This window comes from Serratia sp. PL17 (assembly GCF_017832355.1).
GTDB lineage: Bacteria > Pseudomonadota > Gammaproteobacteria > Enterobacterales > Enterobacteriaceae > Serratia.
On sequence record NZ_JAFIBY010000005.1, the window covers coordinates 172,967 to 187,517 of the forward strand.

A 14,551-nucleotide genomic window follows, 5' to 3' on the forward strand; every position below is an offset into this window, starting at 1 on the left:
AACCAGTTGACAGTATCGACAGGAGGAAGGGTGATGAAAAACGTGGGTGTAGTGCTAAGTGGCTGCGGGGTTTATGACGGTACGGAGATCCATGAAGCCGTTCTGACACTGTTGGCGTTGGACCGCGCAGGAGCGAAAGCAGTGTGCTTTGCACCTGATAAACCTCAACTTCATGTTATTAATCACTTATCTGGCGATGAAGTACCAGAGCAGCGCAATGTTTTAGTGGAGTCAGCACGCATTGCCCGAGGCGAGGTCCGTCCGCTTTCACACGCCGATGCCAGTCAGTTGGACGCCCTGATCGTCCCAGGTGGATTTGGTGCCGCGAAGAACCTCAGCAGTTTTGCAAGCGAAGGCGCGGGATGCTGGATTGATAAGGATTTGGTTAAGTTAACGCAGCAAATGCATAAGGCAAATAAACCAATCGGTTTTATGTGCATTGCCCCTGCGTTGCTGCCAAAGTTGCTGGATCAACAAGTGCGGCTGACCATTGGCAACGATCCAGACCTGGGTGAAGTGATTGATGCCATGGGCGGTGAACCGGTGATTTGCCCAGTCGATGACATCGTGGTGGACAGTGAAAACAAAGTGGTAACGACACCGGCCTATATGCTGGCGAAATCTATCGGTGAAGCAGCCAGCGGGATTGATAAGCTGGTTTCACGGGTGCTGGATTTGGCTGAATGAGAAAGTCTGCGGGAAAATCGATTTTATCCCGGCTGGGGTTTTGGCTGAAACGTGGACTTCTTGTTCTGGTCGGGGTGTGGCTATTAGGGATTGTCGCCTTTGCTTTCCTGCCAGTGCCTTTTTCTTCCGTCATGGTGGAACGGCAGGTGGGGGCCTGGTTGAGGGGGGATTTTAGCTACGTGGCACACTCCGACTGGGTGTCGATGGACGATATTTCCCCGCAGATGGCGCTGGCGGTGATGGCAGCCGAAGATCAGAAATTCCCTGACCACTGGGGTTTTGACGTGGCGGCGATAGAAAAGGCGTTCAGCCACAACGAGAAGCGCCCGACGCGCATCCGCGGTGCCTCTACGCTGTCGCAGCAAACCGCCAAGAACCTGTTTTTGTGGGATGGCCGCAGCTGGTTGCGCAAAGGGCTTGAGGCCGGGCTGACATCGGGTATTGAGCTGGTATGGACCAAGCGGCGTATCTTGACGGTGTACCTGAATATCGTCGAGTTCGGCGACGGTATTTTCGGTGTGGAGGAGGCATCACAACGTTTCTTCAATAAACCGGCCAAGCGGCTGACCGCATCAGAGGCTGCATTGCTGGCAGCGGTATTGCCGAACCCGCACCGTTTCAAGGCGAATGCCCCTTCGGGTTACGTGATACAACGGCAGCAATGGATTATGCGCCAGATGCGCCAACTGGGCGGGGACGCGTTTTTGAAAGAGAATAATCTGGATTAACGTGCCGGATAAAGGCAAGTGCCTTATCCGGCGCCGCGGGTTATTTCACTGAAGTAAAGGCCGTGGTGACGTGTTTCACACCGCTCACCTGGCTGGCGATTTGTGCCGCTGACTGCCCTTCTTGTGGTGTCACCAGGCCCAGCAGGAACACTTCACCGTTTTCTGTGGTGACTTTCACATTCGATGACTTCACCGTATCGCTGGTGAGCAGCTGTGAACGTACCTTGGTGGTGATCCAGGTATCGGAAGAGGCCGTGCTCAGGCTGACCGGGGTACCTTGGCGGATCTCGTTATACACTTCAGTCGTACCTTCAACACCCATCGCGATTTGTTTGGCGCGTGCGGCCAGATCGGTGCTTGGCGCCTGACCCGTCAATAACACTTTACCCTGGTAAGCCGTTGCGACGACGCGTGCATCTTTTTTCAACTGCTGATCTTTACTTAGGGCGTTCTCAACCCGGGCTTCCAGCGTGCCGTCGTCTACCTGAGTACCCACGCTACGTGGGTCGGTGGCGGTTTTGGTGGCAACAGCGGCGCTGCCAACGACAACGCCTGCAATACAACCTTGTAACAGCAGGGCGCTGGACAGCACTGCAAATGTGGCTTTCAGCTTCATCTCAGTTCCTTAATCGTCCTGGTGGGGAAACAACGTACTATCTATCAGGTCGCATAGGCAATTTACGGTGAGCATATGCATTTCCTGAATGCGTGCACTGCGGTGCGAGGGGATGCGGATTTCGACATCCTGCTGACCGAGCAAGCCGGCCAATTCACCGCCGTCGTAACCGGTCAGCGCGACAATGGTCATATCACGCGTCACTGCGGCTTCAACTGCTTTTACAATATCACGGCTGTTGCCGCGGGTGGAAATTGCCAACAACACGTCGCCGGCATGGCCGAGCGCGCGGACTTGCTTGGCATAAACTTCATCGTGCAGGCGATCGTTAGTGATCGCCGTCAGCACCACGTTATCGGCATTGAGAGCAATTGCCGGCAGGCTTGGGCGCTCGGTTTCAAAGCGGTTGATCATGCTGGCGGCGAAATGCTGTGCGTTGGCTGCCGAGGTGCCATTACCGCAACAAAGAATTTTATTACCGTTAAGTAAAGATTGGACCAGCGTCATCGCTGCTCGCGAAATGGCGTCGGGTAAAGCCTCCGCCGCCGCAATCTGGGTTTGGATGCTTTCGGTAAAACAGGCTTTAATTCTATCCAGCACGTTGTATTAATCCACTCAGTCAAAGGGCCACTTGGCACCGGTATACCCGTCGTTTTTCAAGCTGTAGCGTTGTTCTCTGCACTCACTCACCCTTTGGTAAGCGCTTGGGATGAGTGCGCAGGTTGCCTAACTGCAACGTGAAATCCATAGGGTATAAATAATGTTTAATCCGCATTGAAGGCGTTGGGTATCCATTCTAACTGGCTACCGGTGATGGCCAAAACATCAAAACGGCAAGATGATGTGTCAAAACTGGCTCCGCGCCCCGCCAACCAAACGGCGGCGGCATGCAACAACCGTTGTTGCTTACGATAAGTGACGCTGGCTGCCGCACCACCAAAAGTGTCGTTGCGGCGGTAGCGGACTTCTACGAACACCCAGGTTTTACCCTCGCGCATGATGAGATCGAGCTCACCGCCACGCACCGCCACGTTGGCGGCGAAGAAGGTGAGTCCGGCGCGTTCCAGATAGTGGCGGGCTTGTAACTCATAGCCCGCCCCTGTGGCGCGTTGACTCAAGAGACCGGAACGACCATACCCTGACGGTATTGCAGCCAAGGCAGTTTTCGGTTGATCACACAACCTTGTGAGGATGTGAGCACACCCGTCGTGCCTGAGACCTGGAAGCCAGGCAGTTGGCGCATTTCAGCAAAGTGGTTGGACAATGTCCAGGCATCCATCCCCATGGCGTACAGACGTACCAGCGAATAATCACTACGGAACTGGCTGCTTGCCTGCTGCAACAATTGCGGGTTGGAACCGGCCAACAATGGAATGTCGCTGAACTGCAGACCTTCCATTTCCAGACGGAAGTCCGGGCCGGCACCGGCCTGGTAGCTGCGTGAGCTGGCGTACATGGCCGGCTTACTGCGCGAGGTGGTAGCCATGTCGATCATCGGTTTGATCAGTGTCAGCTGAGACTGTGTCGCTACGATATAGACCGCGTCCACGCCGCCACCGCTGGTTGCAGGCGTGTCGCTTGGCGGTGCAGGAATGGTCAGCCCGGCAATGGTTACCGCCTGTGGCGCAGGTGCCGCAGAGATGGGGGTGCCGGACATGCGAATGCCACCGCTGTTCACCATCTGACGCAATTCACCCGGTGACCCGATGTTTTGTTGCAACACGGTCTGACCACCCAGTTTCTGCCACTCCTGATTAAAGGCTTTAGCAACGCGATCGCCGAAGGCACCACGCGGGATCAGCAACAGCGGTTGCCGTTTCTGCTGTTCCCAGATGTGGCGTGCGGCATCACGGGCTTCGTCTTCCGGTGAAAGTGCGAAGTAGCAAATATTTGGGTTGTCTTTCGGCGTTTCCGGCTGATTGAGCGCCAGTACGTTCAACGTCGTCGTGCTGCTGGCCAGCTGGTCGACATTTTCTTTCAGCAGCGGACCGACCACCAGGGTTGCGCCATCCTGCTGTGCCTGCGTCAGCAACGCGGCCAGTGGCTGGCTGGTAGTGTCATAGACCTTAATCTGTGCATTAGCGGCTTGTGGCGGCGTAATAGGCGCAGTGGACGCTGTAGACGGTTGTGCGGCGGTGACCGGAGCAGCTTCAGCTGACGGTGCAGAGGTGCTTACCGCACCATTGGCGTTTTGGTCCGTTGGGGCAGGTGCCTGATCGGGGGCGCTGACAGGTTGTTGCTGCTGTTGCACCGGTGCCGAATACGTCACGCCATTCTTCGCCGCTTCAAAACCTTTTTGGATCGCGTCGGCGAACACTTTAGCCTGGCCGTTCAGCGGTAACAGCAGCGCAATTTTTGATGTAGACGCCTGGGTAAAGTTAAGCACCTGGTTCAATTGGGTCGGCAACGTTTTTGCCGCCGGATTCTGCGGGTAACGGTTTTGCCAGTCTTTAATGCCTGCCTTCAGTAGATCAGGATCCTGTTTGTTGTCCTGATAAACACGCAACAGATCAAGCCAGCCTTGCAGCACATTCTCATTGGCGTTGATCACCAGGCTGTTCATATCCTGGGGTGTCAGCTGCAACAATGCCTGCCAGGTTTGATCCAGGTTAGTTTGGTGTGCTTTGCCGGTCAGCAAGGGCTCTTGTGCAATATAAGCACGGATGAGCGGCAGAGAAGGTTTGCCCTGATTGGCGGCGATCTGCGCCTGATAGAAGCGCACCAACTGGTTGGCAGACAACGAGCCGGTATCCAGATGGCCTAATGTACTGCGGGCACTGACATAGCTTTTGTTCGCCACTTGGAGCTCAGCACTCAGCAGTTGGCGTTCGGTCTGCTGCACGTTGCTCAGGTTTTTTGGCAGCTGGTTCAGTTGTTCACTGGCTTGCGGCAGTTTCCCTTCGCGTAACAGCGCGCGAATAGCAAGTAATTGCCAGTCAGCCTTGTTATCATTACTGCTTTGCTGCAACTGCTGCAGATAGTAATCGGAACTGGCGCTCGCTTCGTCCTGTATATTAGCGGGCGGCGTCTGCGGGGCCTGACTCGGGCAGCCTGCGAGGAAAAGAGCTGCCGCGATAACTGCGGTAAGTCGGACAGGCTTTGAACGCCCTGCTTTGGTACGAACGAATGTTGAGGAAAGCATACTGTATCCAGTGATGTTTTTTTCAAGATGCTTAATATTAAATCGGCAACTCGGATGAAACAATGAATCAACACCAACAATCAGTCATTTCTGCATCAACACTGTATGTGGTGCCCACCCCAATCGGCAATTTAGGGGATATAACCCATCGTGCGTTAGAGGTACTGAAAAGCGTTGATCTGATTGCGGCCGAGGACACGCGCCATACCGGGTTGCTGCTGCAACACTTTGCGATTAGCGCGCGGTTGTTTGCGCTGCACGACCATAACGAACAGCAAAAAGCCGATCAACTGCTGGCGAAATTGCAGGAAGGCCAGAGCATCGCGCTGGTTTCCGACGCAGGTACCCCCTTGATCAACGATCCCGGCTACCACCTGGTACGCCGTTGTCGTGAAGCCGGCATTCGGGTCGTCCCCTTGCCAGGGGCTTGCGCGGCAACCACCGCACTCTGCGCTGCAGGCCTTGCTTCAGACCGCTTCTGTTACGAAGGGTTCCTGCCGGCGAAAACCAAGGGGCGTAAGGATACGCTGATGGCGCTGGCAGAGGAACCGCGCACGTTGATTTTCTACGAATCAACTCACCGGTTGTTGGAAAGTTTGCAGGACATGGTGACCGTGTGGGGGCCACAACGCTATGTGGTATTGGCGCGTGAATTGACCAAAACCTGGGAATCGATCACCGGCGCACCGGTTGGCGAGCTACTGGCCTGGGTGCAGGAAGATGAAGTCCGTCGCCGCGGCGAAATGGTGCTTATCGTAGAAGGTCACAAGGTGCAGGAAGATGCATTACCGTTGGAGGCGCTACGTACGCTGGCATTGCTGCAAAAAGAACTGCCATTGAAAAAAGCGGCAGCGCTGGCGGCAGAAATCCACGGCGTGAAGAAAAATGCGTTGTATAAGTACGCGTTAGAGCAACAAGAACAGTAAAGCGGTTGACCTGCCGTGAGCACGACGCTACTATCCGCGCCGGAGTTGACCAGACAGTCGCCGCTTCACTGCCGTCCCTTTCGGGGGAGACAGGTGGAGGGGAGGAAAGTCCGGGCTCCATAGGGCAGGGTGCCAGGTAACGCCTGGGAGGCGCAAGCCTACGACTAGTGCAACAGAGAGCAAACCGCCGATGGCCCGCGCAAGCGGGATCAGGTAAGGGTGAAAGGGTGCGGTAAGAGCGCACCGCGCGACTGGCAACAGTTCGTGGCACGGTAAACTCCACCCGGAGCAAGGCCAAATAGGGGTTCACATGGTACGGCCCGTACTGAACCCGGGTAGGCTGCTTGAGCCAGTGAGCGATTGCTGGCCTAGAGGAATGACTGTCCACGACAGAACCCGGCTTACCGGTCAACTCCCTCTATAAAGAAAACCCCGCGTAACTTGCGTTACGCGGGGTTTTTTCCATTCAGAAGATCATTCACACCGGCAAATCGATCAACAGTGCGCGCAGTGGCGTTTTAGCGCGGATAGTCAGTCGGTTTTCCTCATGGATAAACGCTCCATCACCGCAGGTTAGCCGTTGGCCGTCGTGACGTTCGCCATGGGCTTCAATGGTGCCGTGGATCGACTGCAAATAGGCACGCGGTCCGTTCAGCGCCAGTGTCTGCTGCTCGCCGGGTTGTAAATCCAAATGATGAATCCACACTTGTTGGCGCAGTTGCAGACTGCCCTGTGCGCCATCAGGCGAAGCCAGCAGCGTCAGACCGGCCTCTGGCAGCATCAGGCGCTGTACACGCTCGTTGCTGCGCTCTGGGCAGGCGTCCAGCCAGAGTTGCAAACGGGTCAGTGGCGTATCGTTGCTGATGTTCTGCTCGCTGTAACTCAGACCAGGCTGTGTGGACAACAGTAAGGCTTCACCAGCCTGAGCATTCACCGTGTTGCCGTCGCTGTCGCGGTATTCGGCCTTCCCCTGCAAGATCAGATTCAGGATATCCACATTGGGATAGGTGCGTGGCTGGAATGACGCACCTGGCGCCAGCACCTCCTGATTCAGCACCCGTAGCGAAGCGTAGCCCATCAGCTTGGGATCGAAATAATGTCCAAAAGAAAAGGTGTAGCGAGCCTGCAGCCAACCAAAGTCAGCTTGCCCGCATTGTTGTGCTGTTCTGCATGTAATCATGGCAATCGGCTCTCTAAATTTATTCTTCCCTTCATCGTTCTGGTTGCTGCTGTTTTGGCTTATCTCGACCACTGTCTCGCTGCCGCCAGAAACCTATTGGGTATATTAAGATGGTAAGCATCTGGACGCCGGATTGTTAGCCAGTTAATCTGGTCGGCATATTCAAATTTCCTGACAGAGAGATTCGATGGCCAGAGATCGGGCGTTAACGCTAGAAGCGTTAAGGGTTATGGATGCGATCGACCGACGTGGTAGCTTCGCTGCGGCAGCTGATGAGCTGGGGCGCGTGCCGTCGGCACTCAGCTACACCATGCAAAAATTGGAAGAAGAATTGGACGTGGTGCTGTTCGACCGTTCCGGTCACCGTACCAAGTTCACCAATGTTGGGCGCATGTTGCTGGAGCGTGGTCGGGTACTGTTGGAAGCCGCAGACAAGCTGACTACGGATGCCGAAGCCTTGGCGCGCGGTTGGGAAACCCATCTGACGATCGTCAGCGAAGCGCTGTCGCCGCCGAGCAAGTTATTTCCGCTGGTCGACAAATTAGCCCTAAAGGCGAATACCCAGGTGTCAATTTTCACCGAGGTGCTGGCAGGTGCCTGGGAAAGGCTGGAGCAGGGGCGTGCCGATATCGTTATCGCCCCGGACATGCATTTCCGCGCTTCGTCAGAAATCAACACCCGTAAGCTGTACAAAGTGATGAGCGTATATGTTGCCGCGCCGAACCACCCGATCCACCTTGAGCCTGAGCCGTTATCCGAATTGACGCGAGTGAAGTACCGCGGTATTGCGGTAGCGGATACCGCCCGGGAACGGCCGGTATTGACGGTGCAACTGTTGGATAAACAGCAGCGGCTGACGGTCAGCACCATTGAAGACAAGCGTCTGGCCCTGCTGGCAGGCTTGGGTGTGGCGACCATGCCTTACCCGATGGTCGAAAAGGACATTGAAGAGGGGCGCCTGCGCGTTGTGGGGCCGGAATACAGCCGTGAGGCTGATATCATCATGGCCTGGCGGCGTGACAGCATGGGAGAGGCAAAAGCCTGGTTCCTGCGCGAAATTCCGCGGCTGTTTGCGCAGTTGGAACGACAGTAGTTCATTCCCCCTCGCCGGTAAGGCGAGGGGGAATGTTTTAGCCGAAACGCGTGTCCCGACCATGGGGTTCGTCCAAATCCTGTGCCGGGCCGATGGAAATAATACCGTGCGGATTGATGGTGGCGTGACTGCGGTAATAATGATTACGGATGTGCGGCAAACTGACCGTTTCGGCAATGCCGGGCATCTGATAAATGTCCCGCAGGAAGCCATAGAGGTTGAGATAATCGCTGATGCGGTGTTTGTCGCATTTAAAGTGGGTGACATACACCGGATCGAAACGCACTAGCGTGGTCCACAGGCGCAGGTCAGCCTCGGTAAGGCGTTCACCGGTCAGATAGCGTTGTTGCCCCAAGATTTGCTCCAACCGTGCGAGCCCATCAAATACCCCGTTTACCGCTTCATCATAGGCTGCCTGGCTGGTGGCAAAACCCGCTTTGTACACCCCGTTATTGACCTGATCGTAAATCCAACCGTTTAACTCATCGATTTTTCCGCGTAGCTCTGCCGGGTAGTAATCGCCAGCACGTGCGCCTACGCCATCAAATGCGCTGTTGAACATCCGGATGATATCGGCGGATTCGTTACTGACGATGGTTTGCTGTTGTTTATCCCACAGCACCGGTACCGTCACGCGGCCGGTATAGTGTTTGTCGGCGCGCAAGTAAAGCTGGTAGAGGAAATCCGAGTGGTACAGGCTGTCGCCTGTCGCCTCCGGGAAGTCGGTGCCGAAGGTCCAGCCGTTTTGCAACATCAGCGGATGCACCACGGAAACGGGAATGATGTGCTCGAGCCCTTTCAATTTGCGCATCAGCAGAGTGCGGTGTGCCCAAGGGCAGGCGAGGGAAACGTACAGGTGATAACGATCTTTCTCCGCTTTAAAACCTCCGACTCCGTGTTCGCCCGGTTGACCGTCAGCGGTCACCCAATTGCGGAACTGAGAGGTTGAGCGTTTGAAACGGCCTCCGGTAGATGAGGTGTCATACCAGATGTCTTGCCAAACGCCATCGACGAGTTGTCCCATGGGAATCTCCTTCGTGTCCGAGTGAAAAAAGCAGAAGGGTCCGGCATGCCGGACCCTGAATCGGTCTTAAAATCTTACCACTTTTTGTTCAGAATGCGGTCGATGCTGAAACCGCCTGGGCCTGCTACGGCCAGGACGATGAAGCCGCCGGCGATGGTCAGGTTTTTCATGAACATCAGCTGGTTTACGCCTTCTGCAAAGTTAGTATGGAACAACAGCGCAGTCAGGATGGTAAAACCGGCGGTGAACAGTGCCACTGTACGGGTCAGGAAGCCGAACAGAATTGCCAGACCGCCGCCAAACTCCAGCAGAATGGTCAATGGCAGCAAGAAGCCAGGGACGCCCATCGATTGCATATACTGTTGGGTACCGGCATAGGCATCACCCATTTTGCCGTAGCCTGCCACGATAAACAGGATTGGCATCAGAATACGAGCAACCAGCAAACCTGTATCTTCTAATTTTTTCATCATCTACTCCAAAGTAATTTTTGTTTGCCAGTCTTGGCGTTTTCATGTCAGTGGGTGGTATGCCGGGTATCTGACCCTGTCCTGCCCGTTTCGTATCGATGGAGTGAATGTTAATCGGGAAGCGGATGCTTTGTTAGCAAGTAAAACTGTCGTATTTTTTCAAAAAAACTGAATCTTTAGCCTGCTAACAAATGGAGGGTAATCAGAATGTTGCCCAACCTTCACCGACAGAAACGTGATGTTTCTGTGAAAAGGCGGGCTTAACAACGGAAGTTTTGAAGAAAGTGAGACAGGTTATTTCGAGGAAAAGGTTTTCTGGATCAATCGGATAGTGCTAATTGCGGCAAAGGCGCGACGAGACCAGCGAATCAGCTTGCTGGGATGGCGTACACCGTACAGTGCCATCACACTTGAACCGACCACCAGATATTTACGCAGGCCAAAAATGGTTTGCCAGCCGCGATCGATACGTTCGGTCTTTTCCAGCCACAGAGTTTTGTTGTCAGCAAGATCCAGCCTTTGCTGCTGGATCTTGTTAATCAGCTTCTCTTTCCTCCATTCCAGATAGCGGCGGCGATTCATTGTTCACCCTCCAACTGGGAACGGTCTATTTCCAATTGTTTGCGCGAAGCGCCAAGCAGCGTAGAGCGCCGCGCTTTGACCAGCGTCCAAATGGTGCCGACAATGGCCAGGAACAACAGTACGCCAGTGGTGGTACCTAATGCGATCAAGCGGTAAACCGGATCGATAGCCCAGAATATCAGGATCAGTAGGCTCATCAGGCCAAATGCCGTGAACAACAGCGTCATACCGGCCATGATCAATAACTGAATAAGGTTGGCTTTCTCCTCTTCCAGCTCGACCACGGCCAGTCGTACGCGTGTTTCCACCATACCGACCAGAATAGTGATGATGCGCTGCCCGATGTCCAGGACCCCTTTAGCGGGGCCCTCGCGGCCTTGTGGTTGTTCAGCCATAATTAACGACGCGCGAGCAGAACGCCCAACACCACGCCAACGGCAGCGCCGATACCGATGCCGGTCCACGGATTATCACGCACGTAATCGTCGGCCTGACCTGCGATCTGTTTGGTCTGAGAGGCAATTTTGTCGCCAGCATCGCTCAGGCGTGCGCGGGTATCTTTCAATGCGCCTTCTGCTTTGGAACGCAGTTTTTCCAGTTCTGCTTTTGGCTTATCGGTGGAAGAGTTCAACACTTCTTCCAACGTATCGGCTAAGGATTTAAGTTCAGCGCGTAAGTTCTCTGCATTTGAATCATGTGCCATGTGATTATTCCTTAACGTTAACTTCGACAGACTTTCAACATAGCGGATTTTTTCGCCGGAGCAAAGGGCGGATGGGTAGCTGATATCACTAAGCATCCATTTTATATGCAATGAAAATCCCGTATGACGCGGCTCTCAGCGATAAATCCGCTGGTGTAAAAAAATTATTCCGCTTGGGCTTGCTTAAGCTCTGCTTGAGCTTCAGCCAGCTTTTTCTGTTTCTTGGCGACTTTTTCCAGATTGCCGGTCTGCTGAGCTTCTTTCAGCTCTTGCTGACGCTCAGTCACTTTGCGTTGTTTTTCGTCAATTTTTTTCTGACGATCGGCCTGCAGACTGGCCGGTGTGCAATGGGTTTGCACTTCATTCAACGCTTTCTTCAAACCGGCAACACGCTGGGTATTACCGTGTTGGGTAGCGTAATCGATCTGTTGTTGAATATTTTGTGCCTTGATGGCACAGCCGTCCTCTGCTGCAAACGACAGGGCAGGGAGGGCGAATAATGGGAGAGCCAGTAACATCGATTGGCGTAATTTCATGCTATCAGTTCCTTGTTAATGGGATGCATTGGCACACATCCACCGTTCCAGACTGCCACAAAGGCAGTGCGACAGGAGTCTTACGCTGCTGACTGACGCTAACCTTTAGCATAGCCATAAATCGTGAAGACCCCAAAGAATCCGCCACAGTTGAGTCTTGATTGGTGATTAATTGAGCTGCGGACGATATGAAAGGAAAACCCTTCATATGAAGGGGTATTATCCCAGATTGAGTGGGGCGCGCGCAAATTCACGCACCCAATGGGTAGGAACAGGTGATTCGCTCAGGGCGATAATGTATCCCGGCGGCAGAATGGTTTGCAGTGCCTCACGTGCCAACAATTGTTGTTCGGGTGAGTCCAAGCGAATCACCAAACCATCGCCCTCCGGGGTAATGCTTTTGATGCGAATACCACGCTGATCCAAGCGTTGATAAACATAAAAACCGTCGGGCAGCGAAAGGCCTTGCTGGCCAGCACGAATGCGAAGTTCGCTTTCAGTGCGCACCATGCAAGGCACCAAGAGCGTGGCGAGCGCCAGCAAAGCGAGCGCAATCAGCAGAACATACTGCCAGCGCGGGCGCTTTGTCATCACGCCCCTTTCCCCTGATTTTGGCTGTCTGAGCGTTTCTTACGCCACAGCACAATCAACGAGCCGACCAGCCCGACAACCAGTAACACTAACGGCAGCAGCATCAGGCAGAACATTAACTGGTCTTCATATTTGCGAAACACGGGGGTCTTGCCCAACGCAAAGCCCAGAGACGTCAGGATCACCACCCACAGCAGGCCACTCATCCAGTTAAAGAACTGGAAACGCGCATTGCTCAAACCGGAGAGGCCGGCAATGGTTGGCAGCAGGGTACGGACAAACGCCAGGAAACGACCAACCAACAGGGCGGAAAGCCCGTGACGGTGGAACAATTGATGCGCGCGTTGGTGATAGTGCGCCGGCAGATGCGATAGCCAGCCCTGCACCGTTCGCGTATTGCCGAGCCACTTACCTTGTATGTAGCTGACCCAGCACCCCAGGCTGGCGGCGACGGTCAGGATAAAAATGGTGAGCGGGAAATTCATGGTGCCTTTGGCGATCAACACGCCAACCAGGATCAGCAAGCTGTCGCCCGGCAGAAACGCCGCGGGCAGCAGGCCATTTTCCAGGAACAGGATCATAAACAGCAGGACGTAGAGGGTCCACACGAGCGAAGGGTTCGCCAGCGTCTCAAAATCCTGCTGCCATAAGGCATGTAACAGTTCTTTAATGATGTCCATCCGGTGTTCCTAAAACGTCATTGTTTGTTTGTGTCTCAGCGGCGGATCGGAAGTGGGCGAAGAGCGCGCGGGCGATCCTGACTGCTGGTAACGATGAAACGGCGTTGCTTTTTAGTGGGTTCTAATCGGTGCGACACCGGTCAAGAGTGGTAAGTCAGCGTGCCACGGTAAAGCATATTACTTTCTTTCCAGCCACCCAGCCTGTTCTGCCGCTGCGGGGCGTGCAGTGCCCAATTGACCTGGGCAAGCCGGTTTAGCGCAGGTGAGGTCTGGCGCGGGAGCCGAGTGCGGTAGCCTAAGGTTGTGGTCTGAGTATAGACCGGCAGCCATTGGGCTGAGGCTGTCAATGAACCGGGGTAAGAATGCACCCGCGGCAACAGGAGCGGCACCTTGCCGGGCGGTTTGCGCCGCAGTTCTGCAGGTGACTGGTAAACCAAGTCAGAAGAGGAAAGCGTTGTATCAGTGAGCAATGGCTGGCTGTTCAATGCTGTGGGAGTCGTCGCGCATAGCTTTTGGCCGGAGACCGAACCGGTCCAGCAGAAAAGAGCAATAAGCATGGCAAACAACCAGCGCATTTATTCGCGTCCCGCCCCGTAGCAGAGGGTAAAAAAAGTGGCTCAACTCTAACAAAATAGCACGATTGGCAACAGGGAAATCTACGTTGCCATCGGTGAAATACTACACGGCAAACTGCGGTTCAGGCATCGATTCAGCGGATTTTACAATACCTGACATAACCCGACGATTTTTGACCGCCTGGGCTATTTATTTTCTGCGGGTGCATTGTCCAGATGCACCACCGGATTATCGGCGAACAGATAGCGGTCAGCGTTATATTCGAAGTCGTCGCTGGTGGCGTTGAACAGCATCTGCTTGGTGTTTTCCAGGTGTTGCCACATGGCCAGTTTGGCAGCATGGGGATCTTTGCGAATCAACGCCTTAAGGATCTGATCGTGATCGTCACACCAACTGGCAATTGAGCGATCGTCGATGTGTTCATGCAGCTTGATCCAATAAGGGTTATTGACGCGTTGCACCCACATTTTTTCTACGATTGTGGCCATGGCGGTGTTTTGGGTAGCGAGCGCCACCTGCACGTGGAATTTCAGATCCCACTGTGAATCACGAAAGCGATCTTCCTTACGGGCTTGCTCCTGAATCTCCATCAATTGAACGATGTCTTGCTTGGTGACTTGGGTAGCCGCAAATTCCGCAATATTACTTTCGATCAGTTGGCGCGCCTGCAGAAGCTCAAAGGGGCCGGCGGTGGCGAACTCAATGCTGTCGCCCGGCACGACCAGATTTTTCTGCTGGTTGGACATCACGTGGATCCCGGAGCCTTTTCGTACGTCAACGTAGCCTTCCACTTCCAGCATGATGATGGCCTCCCGCACTACGGTACGGCTGACATTCATTTCTTCGGCAATGTAACGCTCGGCCGGCAGTTTATCGCCCACAGGGTATCGGCCACTTTCAATACGTTGCTTAAGCTCGGCGGCCAGTTGTTGGTACAGGCGTCTGGTTTCAGTGAATTCCATAGTGAATGCTCTTAGGGTAGAGAGGGGGCATAACCATAGATTTGTTATACCACTT

At 54.3% G+C, this 14,551-nt stretch carries 19 protein-coding genes and 1 other RNA gene; 5 read left to right on the forward strand and 15 right to left on the reverse strand.

Annotated elements, in window-relative coordinates; translation table 11 throughout:
• Positions 1-33 precede the first annotated feature (33 nt).
• On the forward strand, positions 34-687 hold the full coding sequence (elbB, locus tag JOE25_RS17145; protein WP_209637179.1) for an isoprenoid biosynthesis glyoxalase ElbB: 654 nt from the start codon (positions 34-36) through the stop codon (positions 685-687).
• The gene (mtgA, locus tag JOE25_RS17150) at positions 684-1,415 is read left to right on the forward strand and encodes a monofunctional biosynthetic peptidoglycan transglycosylase (protein WP_209637181.1); all 732 of its coding nucleotides are present in this window, start codon (positions 684-686) and stop codon (positions 1,413-1,415) included. Before elbB ends, mtgA begins: the two co-directional genes overlap by 4 nt.
• Before the next feature lie 40 nt (positions 1,416-1,455).
• Here mtgA and dolP read toward each other — a convergent pair whose 3' ends face one another.
• The 4 genes from dolP to JOE25_RS17170 form a co-directional block, all read right to left on the reverse strand.
• Positions 1,456-2,031 carry a division/outer membrane stress-associated lipid-binding lipoprotein gene (gene dolP / locus JOE25_RS17155; RefSeq protein ID WP_037416385.1) on the reverse strand — a complete coding sequence of 192 codons (576 nt, stop codon included), beginning with the start codon at positions 2,029-2,031 and terminating at the stop codon, positions 1,456-1,458.
• 9 nt (positions 2,032-2,040) lie between these two features.
• Positions 2,041-2,631, reverse strand: a complete 591-nt coding sequence (gene diaA, locus JOE25_RS17160) for a DnaA initiator-associating protein DiaA (RefSeq protein WP_037416387.1) — start codon at positions 2,629-2,631, stop codon at positions 2,041-2,043.
• A gap of 164 nt (positions 2,632-2,795) precedes the next feature.
• Positions 2,796-3,149, reverse strand: a complete 354-nt coding sequence (locus JOE25_RS17165; RefSeq protein WP_209637183.1) for a YraN family protein — start codon at positions 3,147-3,149, stop codon at positions 2,796-2,798.
• Entirely contained in the window at positions 3,146-5,173 is a 2,028-nt protein-coding gene (locus tag JOE25_RS17170; RefSeq protein ID WP_209637185.1) for a penicillin-binding protein activator, read from the reverse strand. Before JOE25_RS17170 ends, JOE25_RS17165 begins: the two co-directional genes overlap by 4 nt.
• A gap of 62 nt (positions 5,174-5,235) precedes the next feature.
• Here JOE25_RS17170 and rsmI point away from each other — a divergent pair, with 62 nt between their 5' ends.
• Positions 5,236-6,099, forward strand: a complete 864-nt coding sequence (gene rsmI, locus JOE25_RS17175) for a 16S rRNA (cytidine(1402)-2'-O)-methyltransferase (RefSeq protein WP_037416395.1) — start codon at positions 5,236-5,238, stop codon at positions 6,097-6,099.
• Positions 6,100-6,140: 41 nt separating this feature from the next.
• Positions 6,141-6,519: RNase P RNA component class A (gene rnpB / locus JOE25_RS17180), an RNA gene on the forward strand.
• A 58-nt stretch (positions 6,520-6,577) separates the two neighbouring features.
• On the opposite strand, the gene JOE25_RS17185 is transcribed toward rnpB, so the two are convergent.
• Positions 6,578-7,279, reverse strand: a complete 702-nt coding sequence (locus tag JOE25_RS17185; RefSeq protein WP_209637188.1) for a pirin family protein — start codon at positions 7,277-7,279, stop codon at positions 6,578-6,580.
• Positions 7,280-7,466: 187 nt separating this feature from the next.
• Here JOE25_RS17185 and JOE25_RS17190 point away from each other — a divergent pair, with 187 nt between their 5' ends.
• A complete protein-coding gene (locus JOE25_RS17190) occupies positions 7,467-8,372 on the forward strand; it encodes a LysR family transcriptional regulator (protein WP_037416398.1) in 906 nt (301 codons plus the stop codon).
• Positions 8,373-8,409: 37 nt separating this feature from the next.
• On the opposite strand, the gene JOE25_RS17195 is transcribed toward JOE25_RS17190, so the two are convergent.
• The 10 genes from JOE25_RS17195 to exuR all read right to left on the reverse strand — a co-directional run bounded on the left by JOE25_RS17195 (position 8,410) and on the right by exuR (position 14,496).
• Complete coding sequence (locus JOE25_RS17195) at positions 8,410-9,396, reverse strand: glutathione S-transferase family protein (protein ID WP_209637190.1); 987 nt, start codon at positions 9,394-9,396, stop codon at positions 8,410-8,412.
• A gap of 74 nt (positions 9,397-9,470) precedes the next feature.
• A complete protein-coding gene (locus JOE25_RS17200; protein WP_099062123.1) occupies positions 9,471-9,866 on the reverse strand; it encodes a DoxX family protein in 396 nt (131 codons plus the stop codon).
• Between the two features lie 294 nt (positions 9,867-10,160).
• A complete protein-coding gene (locus JOE25_RS17205) occupies positions 10,161-10,448 on the reverse strand; it encodes a YqjK-like family protein (protein WP_209637192.1) in 288 nt (95 codons plus the stop codon).
• Positions 10,445-10,843 carry a phage holin family protein gene (locus JOE25_RS17210; RefSeq protein WP_061807840.1) on the reverse strand — a complete coding sequence of 133 codons (399 nt, stop codon included), beginning with the start codon at positions 10,841-10,843 and terminating at the stop codon, positions 10,445-10,447. Before JOE25_RS17210 ends, JOE25_RS17205 begins: the two co-directional genes overlap by 4 nt.
• Before the next feature lie 2 nt (positions 10,844-10,845).
• Positions 10,846-11,151 carry a YqjD family protein gene (locus JOE25_RS17215; RefSeq protein ID WP_037416411.1) on the reverse strand — a complete coding sequence of 102 codons (306 nt, stop codon included), beginning with the start codon at positions 11,149-11,151 and terminating at the stop codon, positions 10,846-10,848.
• A 164-nt stretch (positions 11,152-11,315) separates the two neighbouring features.
• Positions 11,316-11,687, reverse strand: coding sequence for a DUF1090 domain-containing protein (locus JOE25_RS17220; protein WP_209637195.1), 372 nt, complete (start codon positions 11,685-11,687; stop codon positions 11,316-11,318).
• Between the two features lie 219 nt (positions 11,688-11,906).
• Positions 11,907-12,278, reverse strand: a complete 372-nt coding sequence (gene mzrA, locus JOE25_RS17225; RefSeq protein WP_061807841.1) for an EnvZ/OmpR regulon moderator MzrA — start codon at positions 12,276-12,278, stop codon at positions 11,907-11,909.
• Positions 12,278-12,958 carry a DedA family protein gene (locus JOE25_RS17230; RefSeq protein WP_037416416.1) on the reverse strand — a complete coding sequence of 227 codons (681 nt, stop codon included), beginning with the start codon at positions 12,956-12,958 and terminating at the stop codon, positions 12,278-12,280. The genes mzrA and JOE25_RS17230 overlap by 1 nt, the downstream gene beginning before the upstream one ends.
• Positions 12,959-13,098: 140 nt before the next feature.
• Entirely contained in the window at positions 13,099-13,533 is a 435-nt protein-coding gene (locus JOE25_RS17235; protein ID WP_209637197.1) for a hypothetical protein, read from the reverse strand.
• A 186-nt stretch (positions 13,534-13,719) separates the two neighbouring features.
• Positions 13,720-14,496 carry a transcriptional regulator ExuR gene (exuR, locus tag JOE25_RS17240; protein ID WP_209637199.1) on the reverse strand — a complete coding sequence of 259 codons (777 nt, stop codon included), beginning with the start codon at positions 14,494-14,496 and terminating at the stop codon, positions 13,720-13,722.
• Between the last annotated feature and the right edge of the window lie 55 nt (positions 14,497-14,551).

What these genes read in the sequence shown, in the direction of transcription:
- elbB (WP_209637179.1), top strand. Translation starts at nt 34, where the DNA reads ATGAAAAACGTGGGTGTAGTGCTAAGTGGCTGCGGGGTTTATGACGGT.
- mtgA (WP_209637181.1), top strand. Translation starts at nt 684, where the DNA reads ATGAGAAAGTCTGCGGGAAAATCGATTTTATCCCGGCTGGGGTTTTGG.
- dolP (WP_037416385.1), bottom strand. Translation starts at nt 2,031, where the DNA reads ATGAAGCTGAAAGCCACATTTGCAGTGCTGTCCAGCGCCCTGCTGTTA.
- JOE25_RS17170 (WP_209637185.1), bottom strand. Translation starts at nt 5,173, where the DNA reads ATGCTTTCCTCAACATTCGTTCGTACCAAAGCAGGGCGTTCAAAGCCT.
- rsmI (WP_037416395.1), top strand. Translation starts at nt 5,236, where the DNA reads ATGAATCAACACCAACAATCAGTCATTTCTGCATCAACACTGTATGTG.
- JOE25_RS17185 (WP_209637188.1), bottom strand. Translation starts at nt 7,279, where the DNA reads ATGATTACATGCAGAACAGCACAACAATGCGGGCAAGCTGACTTTGGT.
- JOE25_RS17190 (WP_037416398.1), top strand. Translation starts at nt 7,467, where the DNA reads ATGGCCAGAGATCGGGCGTTAACGCTAGAAGCGTTAAGGGTTATGGAT.
- JOE25_RS17195 (WP_209637190.1), bottom strand. Translation starts at nt 9,396, where the DNA reads ATGGGACAACTCGTCGATGGCGTTTGGCAAGACATCTGGTATGACACC.
- JOE25_RS17200 (WP_099062123.1), bottom strand. Translation starts at nt 9,866, where the DNA reads ATGAAAAAATTAGAAGATACAGGTTTGCTGGTTGCTCGTATTCTGATG.
- JOE25_RS17205 (WP_209637192.1), bottom strand. Translation starts at nt 10,448, where the DNA reads ATGAATCGCCGCCGCTATCTGGAATGGAGGAAAGAGAAGCTGATTAAC.
- JOE25_RS17210 (WP_061807840.1), bottom strand. Translation starts at nt 10,843, where the DNA reads ATGGCTGAACAACCACAAGGCCGCGAGGGCCCCGCTAAAGGGGTCCTG.
- JOE25_RS17215 (WP_037416411.1), bottom strand. Translation starts at nt 11,151, where the DNA reads ATGGCACATGATTCAAATGCAGAGAACTTACGCGCTGAACTTAAATCC.
- JOE25_RS17220 (WP_209637195.1), bottom strand. Translation starts at nt 11,687, where the DNA reads ATGAAATTACGCCAATCGATGTTACTGGCTCTCCCATTATTCGCCCTC.
- mzrA (WP_061807841.1), bottom strand. Translation starts at nt 12,278, where the DNA reads ATGACAAAGCGCCCGCGCTGGCAGTATGTTCTGCTGATTGCGCTCGCT.
- JOE25_RS17230 (WP_037416416.1), bottom strand. Translation starts at nt 12,958, where the DNA reads ATGGACATCATTAAAGAACTGTTACATGCCTTATGGCAGCAGGATTTT.
- JOE25_RS17235 (WP_209637197.1), bottom strand. Translation starts at nt 13,533, where the DNA reads ATGCGCTGGTTGTTTGCCATGCTTATTGCTCTTTTCTGCTGGACCGGT.
- exuR (WP_209637199.1), bottom strand. Translation starts at nt 14,496, where the DNA reads ATGGAATTCACTGAAACCAGACGCCTGTACCAACAACTGGCCGCCGAG.